The following is a 13,965-nucleotide window of genomic DNA, read 5'->3' on the forward strand; positions in this document are numbered from 1 at the left end:
CGCATGCATCAATGCAAAAAGCAGCCTTCGGGCTGCTTTTTTTTTGATCAGCTGCACATGCCATACGCCTTGCGTTCGTCAAAATAACGATACGTAAACGTGCGTACCGGATAGCGCTTGCCGGCTACCAGCATGTCGGGCATATTCAAATCAAAACGCTGCGGCAGCTGGCGCGGCAATTGCAGGCGCAAGCGCCATTGGGTGGCCTTGCTGTTGCCCACCGCCGAAAACATGATCGGCAGCTGCTCGATCACGTCGACGATTTCCGCTTTCTGGTCCAGGCCGCGCTGGTAGATGGTGGTGACCCTGGCGTTTGCAAACGGCGGCTTTTTCGGCTCTTCCAGCAAGAATGACAAACGCGTGAAGCTCGCTTGCGTGCCGAGCGGCAAGGTAAAGATCAGTGCCAGTTCGGTGCCGCCTTCTTTCAGGGTGGTCGGTGGCGTGGCGTAGACGGTAATGCCGCGCGGCAGCTCGAAGCGCGAGCCTTCGGTCCATGTCTTGCAATCAGGCGTGGTGGCCTGGTACAGGCTGGGCGCCGTATAGTCGTCGCAGGCGGACACCAGCAGCAGGAGTGGGAAAGCAAGCAGGGCGGAACGGCGCATGGGTGTGATCGATAAGAAGTGAGCCGACAGTGTAAGCGATCCACTGGCGATCAGCCAGCAATGGCCTGGCCCGGTGGTGCACGGCGCGCCGTATGCAATGTGCAGTGCTGCGCTTGCAGTTGTGTACTGATGATATCGAGCGCCAGCTGCGGCCTGGCTGCGCCGCACATGAAGATATCGACGGCAGCAAAGCCCGCTTCAGGCCAGGTGTGGATCGAGATATGCGACTCGGCCAGCAGCAGCACGCCGGTCACGCCAGCCTCCTGGCCAAAGCTGTGGAAGTGGCCATGCAATACCTGCGCGCCGGCGGTGACAGCCGCCTGGCGCAGCAGTGCATCGAGTGCCGCGCAGTCGCGCAAAGCGGCCGCATCGACGCCGGACAAATCGGCCAGCAGATGGGTACCGAGCGGCAGGTGCGCGCTGGCCGTCACTTGTGGCTGCCGCCGCTGGAGCCGCCGCCATAGCTGCCGCCGCCGCTGCCGGTGCGCGAACTCCAGCTGCTGCCGCCGCCACTGCCGCTGCCGGCCACTTTGAACATGCGCACCCAGTTGGCGGCCGTGACGGAGAAGGTCACCATCAGCGCGTAGATCACGTATTTGCTCATTATGGGGTCCTGTTCTTGTCGAGGAAAAGGGCGGGCACGAACAGCGCCAGGCAGCCCAGCAGGCTCCACATCAGGGTGCTGGAAAACGAAACGAACATCGGAATCGCATTCAACACCAGGGTGATGATGATGAAGACCTTGGCCACGCCGCGGTGGCTCATCTTGATGTTCGAGGACGGCGTGATGCCGTGAAAAGCGGCGCCGAACCAGGCGCTCATCTGGTCGTAGGCGACCGGCGTGGAGCGCGACCAGGTCATCTCCTCTGCTGTCAGCTCGGCCGCCAACTTGGTCTGCCCCTGTTCGAATTCATACACATGCGTGGTGTCGCCGACGGCCACCTTCCAGTTGAAGGCGCCGGCCGCATACGTCACTTGCGAGCCATAGTCATACAGCTTGGTGTAGGTGGCGCCGTCGAGCGTGCATTTTTCAGCTTCCAGCGAGGGCCAGGTTGGCCAGTTCGGCAGCACGTTCGAGCGCGACCAGCCGTCGTCGGTTTCCACCAGCCAGAAAAAGCCGGCGTGTGTGTTGTACAGCAGGTATTCGTTCCACTCGGTGCCTTCGTCGTCGGCGCGGCGCATCATGCCGATCACGGTAAAGTCGACATTGTTGATCTTGGCGCTGGCGCCCAGCTCCAGCGTAATGTCGGCTTCCTCTTCCACCTGCCGGCCCTTGGCCAGCACCTGCGCCTCGGGGCCGGTGGCGTCGAGCTGCGCATGGCAGGACGGGCAGACCAGCTGCGCGGCGGCGCCCGGCACGTACTTGATGTCACTGCCGCAGGAAGGGCAGTCGAGCGCATCGAGCTTGCCGCGGTATTTGCCGGCAGTGCGCGCGATCGCGTCGGTATCGCGCAGCAGCTGGCACTGCATGCCTTCCAGGGTAACGGCCATGCCCTGGTACAGCACCGGCTGCGGGCCATCCGTATAGTCGAGCGTGGCGAAGCTGGCGTAGTTGCGCAAATCGGCCACCTGGATGCGCCAGCCGCTGCCGACCTTGAACGGCAGCTCGCCCTGGCCGGCGATGCACTCGCCGCTGCGCACTTCGGCCGCCGTGTACGGTTCGCCATTGATGCTGTACTGCTGGCCCGGGCGCAGTTCGGCAAAGGCGGGCAGGGCACCAATTGCCTTGCGCTCGCGCGTGAGCGTGTAAAGCCCTGACGAGTCGCCCAGCCAGGCCGTGCTGGCGTCGTCGAACAGCACATACCACTCGTTCCAGGTGCCGGCTCCATAACGCTGCTGGATGCGGCCCACCACCGTGAAACTGACGCCGTCGTGCACGCCGGCGGTGCCGACCTGGATCGGGGTATAGTCTTCCAGCACGGACGACATCTTGCCGATATCGCGCACCGAATCGGCATCTTTCAGGATGGTGCTGTGACAGTACTCGCACACGGCCAGCACGGAAGCGTGCGAGCGGAAGTGGACTTCCGCGCCGCAGCTGGGACAGGAGACAGTTTGCATGCAGTCGCGTTTAGCCGATCAGTTTTTTCAGCAGTTCCGCTTTCGCGCCGTCGTAGTCGGCCGGCGAAATCAGTCCCTTGTCGAGCAGGCCCTTGAGCTTTTCCAGGCGCGCTTCGATCGGTTCTTCCGCAGGCGCGGGAGGCGCGGCTGGTGCCGGCGCTGGTGCGGGCTGCAAGGCATTGCCCATGCCCTGCGCCATCACCTGGCCGATCGACAATCCAGCCCCCAGGCCCGCGCCGACGCCGGCCAGGCCGCCTTCGTTCTGCGCCGCCAGCGGAATCGCGTTCGCCACCTGGAACTTGGTAAAGCCGCTCATCTTGTCGGCGCCCAGGCCGCCCTTCATGCCGGCCGAGATGCGCTCGTCCAGCGCCGCCTGCAGTTCTTCGGGCAGGCTGATGCTGGCCACATTGAATTCATCCAGGCCCACGCCATAGCGGGCAAACGCCTGCGCCAGGCCGTCCTTGACCTGCTGCGCCATCAGCGCCTGGTTGGCCGCCATGTCGAGGAAGGGCACGTTGGCGCCGCCGAGCGAGCTGGCCATGCTGGACATCAGGATGCCGCGTAATTGATCTTCCACTTCATCGCGCGTGTAGACGTCGCGCGTTCCGGAAATTTCGGTAAAAAAGGTGCGGGCGTCGGCAATGCGGTACGAGTACATGCCAAAGGCGCGCACGCGTATCATGTCGAAGTCCTTGTCGCGGATCGTGATCGGCTGCGGCGTACCCCATTTGCGGCCGGTCTGCACGCGGGTGCTGAAGTAATACACGTCGGACTTGAAGGGCGAATCGAACAGCTTGTCCCAGTTTTTCAGGTTGGTCAGCAGGGGCAGGGTTTGCGTGGTCAGCTTGTGGGTGCCGGGACCGAACACATCGGCGATCTTGCCTTCGTTGACAAAGACGGCGACCTGCGACTCGCGCACGTTCAGAATGGCGCCGTTCTGGATCTCGAAATCCTGCATCGGAAAGCGCCAGGCCAGCACGCCTTCCTTCTCTTCGTTCCATTGCAGTACATCGATAAACTGCTTCTTGATAAAGCTGCCGAGGCTCATGATGGTGTCCTTGCGAAGATGATGACGGGGTCAGGAAATGCAGGCGGCGTTGATGGCGCCGATCGCCAGCGCGATGGCGCCCAGCAAGCCGCCAAAGGCGGTGTTGTTCGATTCGATCTGGTTCTTCGACATGCGCAGCAGCCGCGTGGTGACCAGGTAGGCCAGCAGCTGCACCACCATCGCGCCGAACGCCCAGGCGAAGAACTGCTGGTAGTTCGCCGTGTGCATCAGCGAGGAGGCAATGGTGGCCGAAAAGCCGAGGATGGCGCCGCCCAGCGACAGTGCCGCCGCCTGGTTCCCCTGGCGTATCAGCAGCACCTCGTTATATGGCGTGACGCGCGTGTAGATGATAAAAAAAGCAATCAGCAGCACGGCGGCCAGTAAAAGATGGATCAGATAGTTTAGGATGTCGGGCACGGCATTCCTCGCAAGTGGCGCGCCCAGCCGGCGCGATGGCCACGCTTCCAGATGAGCATTTGATAACGTGCAAGCATATTAGAACAAAACCAGCCCAATGAACAAAAAGATTCTGATTTTATCGGTGTTCGTGGTCGCTTCCTGCGGCCTTGCATATGAGCTGATCGCCGGCGCCATGTCCAGCTATCTGCTCGGCGACTCCATCCTGCAGTTTTCCACCATCATCGGCTGTTACCTGTTTGCGATGGGGGTAGGCGCTCACTTTTCAAAGTATGTCAAAGACGCTGACGTGCTGTCGCGCTTTGTCGATATCGAGCTGGCCGTCGGCCTGATTGGCGGCCTGTCGGCGGCGATCCTGTTCATGACGTTTTCGTGGATGGCCGCGCCGTTTCGCACCTTATTGTATGTGATGGTGTTCCTGATCGGCGCACTGGTGGGCATGGAAGTGCCTTTGGTGATGCGCGCGCTGAACACGCGCCAGACCGAATTTTCCGAACTGGTCAGCCGCGTGCTGACGTTTGACTATCTGGGCGCACTGGCCGTCTCGCTGCTGTTCCCGCTGGTGCTGTCGCCCTACCTGGGCCTGGTGCGCACCGGCTTTTTGTTCGGCATGCTCAATGTGGCCGTCGGCCTGTGGAGCATCTGGGTGTTTCGCGCCGAACTGCACAACATGACCGGCCAATTCCTGCGCGCCTGCGCCGTGATGCTGCTGCTGGTGACCGGCTTTGCCATGTCCGACCGCATGGTGGAGTGGGGCGAGCATGGCCTGTTCGGCGACCAGATCGTGTATTCCACCACCACGCCTTACCAGCGCCTGGTGATCACGCGCTGGAAGGACGACACGCGTTTGTACATCAATGGCAACCTGCAGTTCTCCTCGCGCGACGAATACCGCTACCACGAAGCGCTGGTGCATCCGGTGCTGGAAGCCTTGCCGTGGGCGCGCCGCGTGCTGGTACTCGGTGGCGGCGACGGCCTGGCGCTGCGCGAGATCCTGCGCTATCCGAATATCGAACACGTCACCGTGGTCGACCTGGACCCGGCCATGACGGGTGCGTTTACCACCCGCCCCGAGCTGGCCGCATTGAATCACAAATCATTCTCGGACAAGCGCGTCACCGTCATCAATGCCGACGCCGCCGTCTGGCTGCGCAACAACGGCGACATGTTCGATGCGGCCATCGTCGACTTCCCCGATCCATCGAGCTTCGCGCTGGGCAAGCTGTATTCGGTGCCGTTCTACGACCTGGTGAAAAAACACCTGGCGGCCAAGGGCCTGATGGTGGTGCAATCGACCTCGCCCTTCTTCGCGCCGCACGCCTACTGGACCATCAATGCCACCTTGCGCGAGGTGGGCATGCGCACCTGGCCGTACCACGCTTACGTGCCGTCGTTCGGCGAATGGGGGTTTATCCTCGCCTCGCCGCAGCTTGACTACCAGCCGCCCACCAGCTACCGCCTGCCGATGCGCTACCTGAATGCCGACACCACGCGCGAAATGTTCATCTTCCCGCCCGACATGCAGCCGATGACCATGGCGCCGAACCGCCTCAACACTCAGTCGCTGGTGCATGAATTCGAGCAGGACTGGAACCGGGTGATACGCTGATGTTGCGCCGCTCTTTTTTACTGTGGAGCGCCGGCGGCACGGCGGCCCTGGCTGCAGGCGCCGGCAGCATCGCGGCGTACCTGCGCTGGCAGGAGATTACGCCGAAGGTGCTGTATCCGGGCCGCGCCGAAGGCCACTTCCTTCGTGACCGCAAGGCGCTGCCGCCGCCGTCGCGCACCCTGGTCACCGACGTGGCCATCTTCGGTTCCGGCATCGCCGGTTTGACGGCCGCCTGGCGGCTCAACAAGCTCGGTCACAAGGACTTCCTGATGGTCGATGGCCCGCAACCGTATGGCAACGCGGCTGGCGGCCATTTCGGCGAGCTGGCCTATCCCACCGGCGGCCACTACCTGCCGCTGCCCTCGCCCGAATCGACGCACGTGCGCGAGATCTTGCACGACCTGGGCATCATCCAGCGCGATCCGATGGCGGAAAAGCCGACCTACGACGAGCGTTATATCTTGCATGCGCCGGAGGAACGGCTGCTGTTCAACGGCCACTGGCAGGACGGCTTTATTCCTGTCGAAGGCGTGCCGGCGGAAGAACTGGCGCAGCACCGGCGCTTCTTTGCCCAAGTCGAGCAGCTGCGCCAGGCGCGCGGCAATGACGGCAAGCGCGTGTTCGTGTTCCCGACCATCGCCTCTTCGCAAGACCCGGCCTGGCAGGCGCTCGACACCATCACCTTGAAAACCTGGATGGAGCAGCACGGCTATACCTCGCCCACCCTGCACTGGTATTTGAACTACTGCTGCCGCGACGACTACGGTACCCGCTACGACCAGGTCTCGGCCTGGGCCGGCCTGCACTACTACTGCAGCCGCTGGGGCCAGGCGGCGAACGCGGGAAACGGCGCCTGGCTGACCTGGCCGGGCGGCATGCAGCCGGTGGCCACCGCGCTGGAGCAGGCTTCCAAGGTCCAGCGCCATGCTGGCACGGTGGTGTCGCTCGCCACCACCGCCGATGGCGTGGAAGCGCTGTGCTTCGAGCTGGTCGATGGCCAGCCGCGCACTTATATCGTCCGCGCCCGCAAGGCCATTTGCGCCATGCCGCTGTATGTGGCGGCGCGCGTGGTGCGTGACATCGCCAGCTATGGCTTTGACGTCAAGCGCGATACGCCCGCGTATGCGCCGTGGATGGTGGCGAACTTTCTATTGAAACGCTTTCCCCACGAACTGCCGCATGCGCCGCTATGCTGGGACAACGTGGTGTACCAGGAGCCGGGCCTCGGCTACGTGGTTTCCACTCACCAGGACATCCGTGTGCGCCCGCCCGAAAAAACCGTCTTCAGCGCCTATGTGGCGCTGTCGGATCGCACGCCGGAACAGGCGCGCAAGTGGCTTGATACCGCCACCCCCGAGGAACTGCTGGCGCTGGCCAGCGTCGACCTGAAAACCGCCTACGGCCGTGACTTTGCCAGCTGCGTCGAGCGCGTCGACATCACCGTGCGCGGCCACGCCATGGCCGCCCCCTTGCCCGGCTTTCGCAGCAATGCGGGCCTCAAGGCGCTGCGCGAGCACGACGGCGCTATCCTGTTTGCGCATGCCGATTTGTCGGGCTTTTCCGTGTTCGAGGAAGCGGCGTGGTGGGGCGACAGGGCGGCGCGGCTGGCGGCAGGCTAGTGCCTGTATTTGAAAACTGAAAACTGGCTGTACAACTAACCCGATGGAGCAAGCATGAGCAGTGCATTGATTGTGATCGATTTCCAGAACGCCGTACTGAGCGAACCGCCTGCCTGGCAGGCCGACATCATGCTGGGGCGCATCGCCGGCCTGATCGCCCGGGCGCGCGCCGCCGGCGTGCCGGTGATCTATGTGCAGCACGATACCGCCGATTCGGACTGGGCCGCCGGCACGCACGGCTGGCAGTTTCCGCAGCAGATCGCGCCGCAGCCGCAAGACCATGTCAGCGCCAAGAATTCCTGCGATGCGTTTCGCCAGACGGGGCTGCAGCAGCACCTGGCGCAGGCCGGCATCAAGACGATTTATGTATGCGGCTATGCGACCGAATTTTGCATCGATACCAGCGTGCGCCGCGCCGCCAGCCTGGAACTGGCGACGGTGGTGATCAGTGACGCGCATACCACGCGCGACCGTCCGCACCTGGCCGCGCCGGCCATCGTCGAACACCATAACTGGGTATGGCGCCAGCTGCTCAATCCGGGCAATCCCGTCACCCTGTGCACGGCCGACGCCGTGTCATTTTGAGAACAGACGCGGCCGCTTCCTGCTAACGCGATGCTGCCATCTGCCCGCGCGCATAACGTGCCGGCGGCATGCCGACATGGCGGGCAAAGGCAACACTGAAGGCGCTGGCCGAGCTGTAGCCGACCCGTCCGGCCACTGCGGCGATGCCGCCTTCCTTGCGCCGCAGCAGGTCTTTGGCGCAGGCCATGCGCCAGGCCAGCAGGTATTCCATCGGCGCGACGCCGACCGCGCGGCTGAAGCGCTCGAAGAAGGCCGAGCGCGACAGCGCTGATTGTTGCGCCAGTTCGGCCACCGTCCAGGCGCGCGCCATGTCGTCGTGCATGCAGCGCAGCGCGGCGGCGAGCCGGTCGTCGGCCAGGCCGCGCAGCAAGCCCGGCGCCGCCAGGTTTTCCCTGTCTTTGTCTGCATTCTTTTCCGCCGTCGAGCGCAGCGCTTCGATCAGCAGCACTTCCATCAGATGCGCCAGGATGACCTCGCGCCCGGGCCGCCGTGCGCGCGATTCGTCCATGACCAGCTGCACCAGGGTGGCCAGCCGGTGCTCGCCGCGTACATGCACCAGCTGCGGCAGCAGCGACACCAGCAAGGCCGCGTCGGGCGAACCGAACGCGCAGTGGCCGACCAGCAGCAGCACCTCCGGTGGCCCATCCGGATCGCCGAGCCGGAACTGGCCCTGCGGCAGTTCGACTGGCACGCTGTCGGCCGCTTGCGGCAGGGCCGGTGCCAGGCTCGACATGGTGTAGCCCTGGGCGGCGGGGATCAGCACGAAATCGCCTTGCCGCAATTGTAGCGGCGCCTGTCCGTCCAACGTCAGGCGGCAAGCGCCGTCGAGGACCACGCAGTAGAAGGGCTGGCCCGACTCCGCGCGGCGGATGCGCCAGCTGCCCGCGCCGCCGACGAGTTTCGAGTACCTCGCTTGCGGCTGGAGCAGGGTGACGACTTCGGCAAGCGGATCGACCATTTTGGACTATTGCGAATAAAAGATGGACTTTTGATTATAGCAAGTCCGGCAGCGGCATTCTATAGTCAGGGCACTGCCAACCACACCAGGAGTTTGTATGAAAACTGTTCTGATCACCGGATGCTCGTCCGGTTTCGGCCTTGCCACCGCCCGCCATTTCCTCGAACGGGGCTGGAACGTGGTCGCCACGATGCGCACGCCGAATCCGGATTTGTTGCCACCATCGGCCCAGCTGCGCGTGCTGGCGCTCGACGTCACCGACGCCGCCAGCATCGCCCGGGTCATCCAGGATGCCGGGCCGGTCGACGTACTGGTCAACAATGCCGGCATCGGCGTGCTGGGCGCACTCGAAGGCACGGCAATGGCCACCGCGCGCGAGGTGTTCGAGACCAATACGCTGGGCACCATCGCGCTGACGCAGGCGGTGCTGCCGCAGTTCCGGCAGCGCAAGGCCGGCGTGATCGTCAACGTCACGTCCAGCGTGACACTGGCGCCGCTGCCGCTGCTGTCGGTGTACACGGCGAGCAAGGCGGCCGTCAACGCCTTTACCGAGTCGCTGGCGCTGGAACTGGCACAGTTCAATGTGCGGGTCAGGCTGGTGCTGCCGGGCCGTGCACCCGCAACGCGTTTCGGCGAAAATGCCCGCGAGCGCATGCAGGGCGCCATCCCCGACGCCTACGCGGCGCTGGCGCAAGACGTCTTTGCACAGTGGGGCCTGTCGTCCGAGGTGACGCTGGCGGCGGACGTGGCTGAAGCGGTATGGTGCGCCGCCAACGATGACGCAGGCCCGCTGCGCATTGCAGCCGGCGCCGATGCGGTGGCGCTGGCCGCCGTGCTGGGTGCGCCATAAGGCCGCGCCCATGAAAAAAGCCGGCGCATGCGCCGGCTTGAACCCCCTAAAGGCTCGAACCTTCTCTAGTTTGTTCTTCTCATTTATTTTTATTAACGACGTCGATAAACACGGCAGCCAGCAGCACCAGGCCCTTGATCACCTGCTGGTAATCGATGCCGATGCCCATGATGGACATGCCGTTGTTCATCACGCCCATGATGAAGGCGCCAATCACCGCTCCCATCACCTTGCCGACGCCGCCGGAAGCCGAAGCGCCGCCGATAAAACATGCTGCGATCACGTCCAGTTCGAAGCCGGTACCGGCTTTCGGCGTGGCGGTATTCAAACGTGCCGCGAAGATCAGGCCGGCCAGGGCGGCCAGCATGCCCATGTTGACGAAAGTGTAGAAGCTGACACGCTCGGTCTTGATGCCCGACAGGCGCGCCGCTTTTTCATTGCCGCCGACGGCGTAGACACGGCGGCCCAGCACGGTGCGGTTGGTGATGAAGGTGTAGGCGACGATCAGGATCGACATCACGGCCAGCACGTTCGGGAAGCCGCGGTACGACGACAGCAGGTAGCTGAAGTACACCATGACGGCGGCGAACACGCCGTTTTTCAGCAGGAAGAAGGCGCGTGGCTCGTTTTCCATGCCGTGTTTCATCTGCTTGGCGCGGCTGCGCAGCGAGGTGAAGATCAGGGCGGCGGCGGCGATCACGCCCAGCAGCAGCGAGAAGCCGCGCAGGTTTTGACCACCGAACGGATCGGGCAGGAAGCCCGAACTCAGCATCTGGAAGCCTTCAGGGAAAGGACCGACCGACTGGCCAGCCAGCAGCGCCAGGGTCAGGCCCTTGAACACCAGCATGCCGGCCAGGGTGACGATAAAGGACGGAATCTTGAAGAAGGCGACAAAATAGCCTTGCGCGCCGCCGATGACGGCGCCGGCGATCAGGCAGATGATGCTGGCGGCGACAAAGTTCATCTCGTAGTTGACGATCAATACGGCCGCCAGTGCGCCGACAAAGCCCACCACCGAGCCGACCGACAGGTCGATATGGCCGGCCACGATGACCATCAGCATGCCCAGCGCCATGATGACGATGTAGCTGTTCTGCAGCACCAGGTTGGTCAGGTTCAGCGGCTCCATCAGGGTGCCGTTCGTCATGTACTGGAAAAAGCCCATGATGACGATCAGCGACAGCAGCATGCCGTAGTCGCGCATATTGTTTTTCAAAAAGCCGGCGTAGCTTTTCGCTTCCGGTGCGGCCGCTGGCGTTGCTGGCGCGCCGGCTGTCATTTTGTTATCCATTGTTCTCTCCGTGTGTGACGATTGCGCGCATGATTCTTTCTTGCGACGCTTCTGCTGCGCTTAGTTCTGCCGCAAAGCGGCCTTCGTTCATGACATAGATCCGGTCGCACATGCCCAGCAATTCCGGCATTTCCGACGAAATCATGATGATGCATTTGCCTTCGGCGGCCAGGTCGCTGATGATGCTGTAGATCTCGTACTTGGCGCCAACGTCGATGCCGCGGCTCGGTTCATCGAGGATCAGCACGTCGGGGCGCGAAAACAGCCACTTTGCCAGCACCACTTTCTGCTGGTTGCCGCCGGACAGGTTGACTACTTTTTGCGCCACGCTCGAGCAACGCGTCTTGAGCTTGCGGCGGAATTCTTCGGCCACGCTGAATTCGCGCTGCTCGTCGATCACCATGTTGGTCGAAATCGCATCGAGGTTGGCCAGGCTGGTGTTTTTCTGGATGTCTTCTTCCAGGATCAGGCCCAGGCCCTTGCGGTCTTCCGTCACATACGCCAGGCCGTGGGCGATCGCCTTGCCGATGGTGCTGACGTCGATTTCCTGGCCGTTCTTGAGTACCGTGCCGCTGATGCGCTGGCCGTAGGCGCGGCCAAAAATGCTCATTGCCAGTTCCGTGCGTCCGGAACCCATCAGGCCGGCGATACCGATGATCTCGCCCTTTTTGGCATGCATGTTGATGCCCTTGATAACGGCGCGGTCGGCGTGCTCGGGATGGTAGACCTTCCAGTCGCGCACTTCGAAAATGGTCTCGCCGATGGTTGGCGTGCGCGGCGGATAGCGGTCGGCCATCTCGCGTCCGACCATTTTTTCAATGATGCGGTCTTCGCTGACGGGTTCGGCGCGGCAGTCGAAACTGTCGACGGTGTTACCGTCGCGCAGCACCGTGATCGCATCGGCGACGCGCGAAATTTCATTCAGTTTGTGCGAAATCAGGATCGACGAAATGCCCTGGGCTTTCAGGCCCAGCAGCAGGTCGAGCAGGGCCGCGCTGTCGCTTTCGTTCAGGCTGGCAGTCGGCTCGTCGAGGATCAGCAGCTTGACGTCCTTGCACAGTGCCTTGGCGATTTCGATCAGTTGCTGCTTGCCCACGCCCAGGTTCGTGATCAGGGTGTCGGGCGACTCTTTCAGGCCGACTTTCTGCAGCAGTTCGCGCGTCTTGCTTTGCGCGTGTTCCCAGTCGATGACGCCCATTGTCGACGGCTCGTTGCCGAGGAAAATATTCTCGGCGATCGACAGCTGAGGCACCAGCGCCAGTTCCTGGTGAATGATGATGATGCCGATTTCTTCGCTGTCCTTGATGCCGCGAAATTGCCGGGTCTGGCCCTGGTAATCGATGTCGCCCGAGTAGCTGCCGTAGCCGTATACGCCACTCAGTACTTTCATCAGGGTCGATTTGCCGGCGCCGTTTTCACCCACGATGGCGTGGATTTCGCCGCTGCGCACGCGCAGGTTGACATTGTCGAGCGCAACCACGCCCGGGAACGTCTTGCGTATCCCGCGCATTTCCAGGATAGTGTTCGTCATATAACCTCTCTGGCACGGCCGCGCGCCATGGTTTGCCCTTGGCGCTGGCCGTGCGGCAGTTTGTTCTAGAATTCTGTGAAGCGAAAGGCCCGGCGTCGCCGGGCCCTCAGTACCCGTCTGCTAAATTACTTTACTTGCGCTTCGGTGTAGTAGCTGCTGCCGGTGACCAGCACTTGCTTCCAGTTCGCCTTGTCGACGATGACCGGTTTGAGCAGGAACGATGGCACGACTTTCACGCCATTGTTGTAGGTCTTGGTGTCGTTGACGGTCGGCGTTTTGCCGGTCATCATCGCATCGACCATGTTGGCGGTCACTTTGGCCAGTTCGCGCGTGTCCTTGAACACGGTCGAAGCCTGCTCGCCACGGATGATCGATTTCACCGATGGGATCTCGGCATCCTGGCCCGTCACGACCGGGAATGGCTGCTTCGGCGTACCGTAGCCGACGCCTTTCAGCGACGACAGGATACCGATGCTCAGGCCGTCATATGGCGACAGCACCGCGTCAACGCGGGCATTGCCGTAGTAGGCGCTCAGCAGGTTGTCCATGCGGGCTTGCGCCACGGCGCCGTCCCAGCGCAGGGTGGCCACTTTTTCCATGCCCATCTGCTTCGAACGCACCACCAGCTTGCCGCTGTCGATGTATGGTTTCAGGACCGACATGGCGCCGTTGTAGAAGAAGTGCGCGTTGTTGTCGTCAGCCGAACCGCCAAACAGTTCGATATTGAACGGGCCCTTGCCTTCTTTCAGCTTCAGCGCCGATTCGATATAGCCAGCTTGCAGCACGCCGACCTGGAAGTTGTCGAACGTTGCGTAGTAGTCGATGTTTTTCGTGCCGCGGATCAGGCGGTCATAGGAAATGACCTTGATGCCCTTGTCGGCGGCTTTTTGCAGCACGTTCGACAGGGTGGTGCCGTCGATGGCGGCGATCACCAGCACCTTGGCGCCCTTGGTGATCATGTTTTCCACTTGTGCCAGCTGGTTCGGGATATCGTCGTCGGCGAACTGCAAGTCGGTCTTGTAGCCGCGCTCCTTGAACACCTTGACCATGTTGTCGCCGTCGGCGATCCAGCGCATCGACGATTTGGTTGGCATCGAAATGCCGACCGCGCCCTTGTCTGCGGCGTTGGCCATTGGTACCACGGTCATGCCGGACATGGCCAGCACCAAGCTGGCGCTCAGCATTTTCATTGTTGTTTTCATATTAGGTCTCCACCGTCTTTGAATAGTTGAATGGTCCAGCGTATCGGTCTGTCGGCCGGCTTGGCGCTGGTGGCCAATCCAGGCCACGGCTGATACTAGTTTGTCCAGTGAGACCTCACCAATCAATTTTTTCACATATGCGATATCCAAAAAGATATCAGCACCTGTATTGATGCACTGCCGCAACCATTT

14 protein-coding genes are annotated in these 13,965 nt (G+C 62.4%); 4 read left to right on the forward strand and 10 right to left on the reverse strand.

Annotated elements, in window-relative coordinates:
• Nucleotides 1–47 precede the first annotated feature (47 nt).
• From AC0Z42_RS22480 to AC0Z42_RS22505, 6 genes are read right to left on the reverse strand one after another with little or no spacing between them, the layout of a single operon-like run.
• The gene (locus AC0Z42_RS22480; RefSeq protein ID WP_485470400.1) at nucleotides 48–602 is read right to left on the reverse strand and encodes a hypothetical protein; all 555 of its coding nucleotides are present in this window, start codon (nucleotides 600–602) and stop codon (nucleotides 48–50) included.
• Nucleotides 603–652: 50 nt separating this feature from the next.
• Complete coding sequence (gene speD, locus AC0Z42_RS22485) at nucleotides 653–1,033, reverse strand: adenosylmethionine decarboxylase (RefSeq protein ID WP_485470401.1); 381 nt, start codon at nucleotides 1,031–1,033, stop codon at nucleotides 653–655.
• On the reverse strand, nucleotides 1,030–1,206 hold the full coding sequence (locus tag AC0Z42_RS22490) for a hypothetical protein (protein ID WP_314633269.1): 177 nt from the start codon (nucleotides 1,204–1,206) through the stop codon (nucleotides 1,030–1,032). The genes speD and AC0Z42_RS22490 overlap by 4 nt, the downstream gene beginning before the upstream one ends.
• On the reverse strand, nucleotides 1,206–2,663 hold the full coding sequence (locus AC0Z42_RS22495) for a DUF4178 domain-containing protein (protein WP_485470402.1): 1,458 nt from the start codon (nucleotides 2,661–2,663) through the stop codon (nucleotides 1,206–1,208). The genes AC0Z42_RS22490 and AC0Z42_RS22495 overlap by 1 nt, the downstream gene beginning before the upstream one ends.
• A 10-nt stretch (nucleotides 2,664–2,673) precedes the next feature.
• On the reverse strand, nucleotides 2,674–3,711 hold the full coding sequence (locus AC0Z42_RS22500) for an SPFH domain-containing protein (protein WP_485470403.1): 1,038 nt from the start codon (nucleotides 3,709–3,711) through the stop codon (nucleotides 2,674–2,676).
• 30 nt (nucleotides 3,712–3,741) lie between these two features.
• The gene (locus AC0Z42_RS22505; protein ID WP_485470404.1) at nucleotides 3,742–4,128 is read right to left on the reverse strand and encodes a DUF350 domain-containing protein; all 387 of its coding nucleotides are present in this window, start codon (nucleotides 4,126–4,128) and stop codon (nucleotides 3,742–3,744) included.
• 97 nt (nucleotides 4,129–4,225) lie between these two features.
• Here AC0Z42_RS22505 and AC0Z42_RS22510 point away from each other — a divergent pair, with 97 nt between their 5' ends.
• From AC0Z42_RS22510 to AC0Z42_RS22520, 3 genes are read left to right on the forward strand one after another with little or no spacing between them, the layout of a single operon-like run.
• Nucleotides 4,226–5,737, forward strand: coding sequence for a polyamine aminopropyltransferase (locus tag AC0Z42_RS22510; RefSeq protein ID WP_485470405.1), 1,512 nt, complete (start codon nucleotides 4,226–4,228; stop codon nucleotides 5,735–5,737).
• Nucleotides 5,737–7,356, forward strand: a complete 1,620-nt coding sequence (locus AC0Z42_RS22515; protein ID WP_485470406.1) for an NAD(P)-binding protein — start codon at nucleotides 5,737–5,739, stop codon at nucleotides 7,354–7,356. The genes AC0Z42_RS22510 and AC0Z42_RS22515 overlap by 1 nt, the downstream gene beginning before the upstream one ends.
• A gap of 54 nt (nucleotides 7,357–7,410) precedes the next feature.
• Entirely contained in the window at nucleotides 7,411–7,941 is a 531-nt protein-coding gene (locus tag AC0Z42_RS22520) for an isochorismatase family protein (protein ID WP_485470407.1), read from the forward strand.
• A gap of 22 nt (nucleotides 7,942–7,963) precedes the next feature.
• On the opposite strand, the gene AC0Z42_RS22525 is transcribed toward AC0Z42_RS22520, so the two are convergent.
• Nucleotides 7,964–8,899 (reverse strand): AraC family transcriptional regulator, encoded by a 936-nt coding sequence (locus tag AC0Z42_RS22525; RefSeq protein WP_485470408.1) that lies wholly within the window; start codon nucleotides 8,897–8,899, stop codon nucleotides 7,964–7,966.
• A gap of 97 nt (nucleotides 8,900–8,996) precedes the next feature.
• Here AC0Z42_RS22525 and AC0Z42_RS22530 point away from each other — a divergent pair, with 97 nt between their 5' ends.
• The gene (locus AC0Z42_RS22530) at nucleotides 8,997–9,749 is read left to right on the forward strand and encodes an SDR family oxidoreductase (protein WP_485470409.1); all 753 of its coding nucleotides are present in this window, start codon (nucleotides 8,997–8,999) and stop codon (nucleotides 9,747–9,749) included.
• Nucleotides 9,750–9,828: 79 nt separating this feature from the next.
• Here AC0Z42_RS22530 and mmsB read toward each other — a convergent pair whose 3' ends face one another.
• From mmsB to chvE, 3 genes are all read right to left on the reverse strand, one after another.
• Nucleotides 9,829–11,040, reverse strand: coding sequence for a multiple monosaccharide ABC transporter permease (gene mmsB / locus AC0Z42_RS22535; RefSeq protein WP_485470410.1), 1,212 nt, complete (start codon nucleotides 11,038–11,040; stop codon nucleotides 9,829–9,831).
• The gene (mmsA, locus tag AC0Z42_RS22540) at nucleotides 11,033–12,571 is read right to left on the reverse strand and encodes a multiple monosaccharide ABC transporter ATP-binding protein (RefSeq protein WP_485470411.1); all 1,539 of its coding nucleotides are present in this window, start codon (nucleotides 12,569–12,571) and stop codon (nucleotides 11,033–11,035) included. The genes mmsB and mmsA overlap by 8 nt, the downstream gene beginning before the upstream one ends.
• 125 nt (nucleotides 12,572–12,696) lie before the next feature.
• Nucleotides 12,697–13,728 (reverse strand): multiple monosaccharide ABC transporter substrate-binding protein, encoded by a 1,032-nt coding sequence (gene chvE / locus AC0Z42_RS22545; RefSeq protein WP_485470432.1) that lies wholly within the window; start codon nucleotides 13,726–13,728, stop codon nucleotides 12,697–12,699.
• Between the last annotated feature and the right edge of the window lie 237 nt (nucleotides 13,729–13,965).

The sequence above is a fragment of the Janthinobacterium sp. 1L-D-8-B-C4 genome (assembly GCF_057291295.1).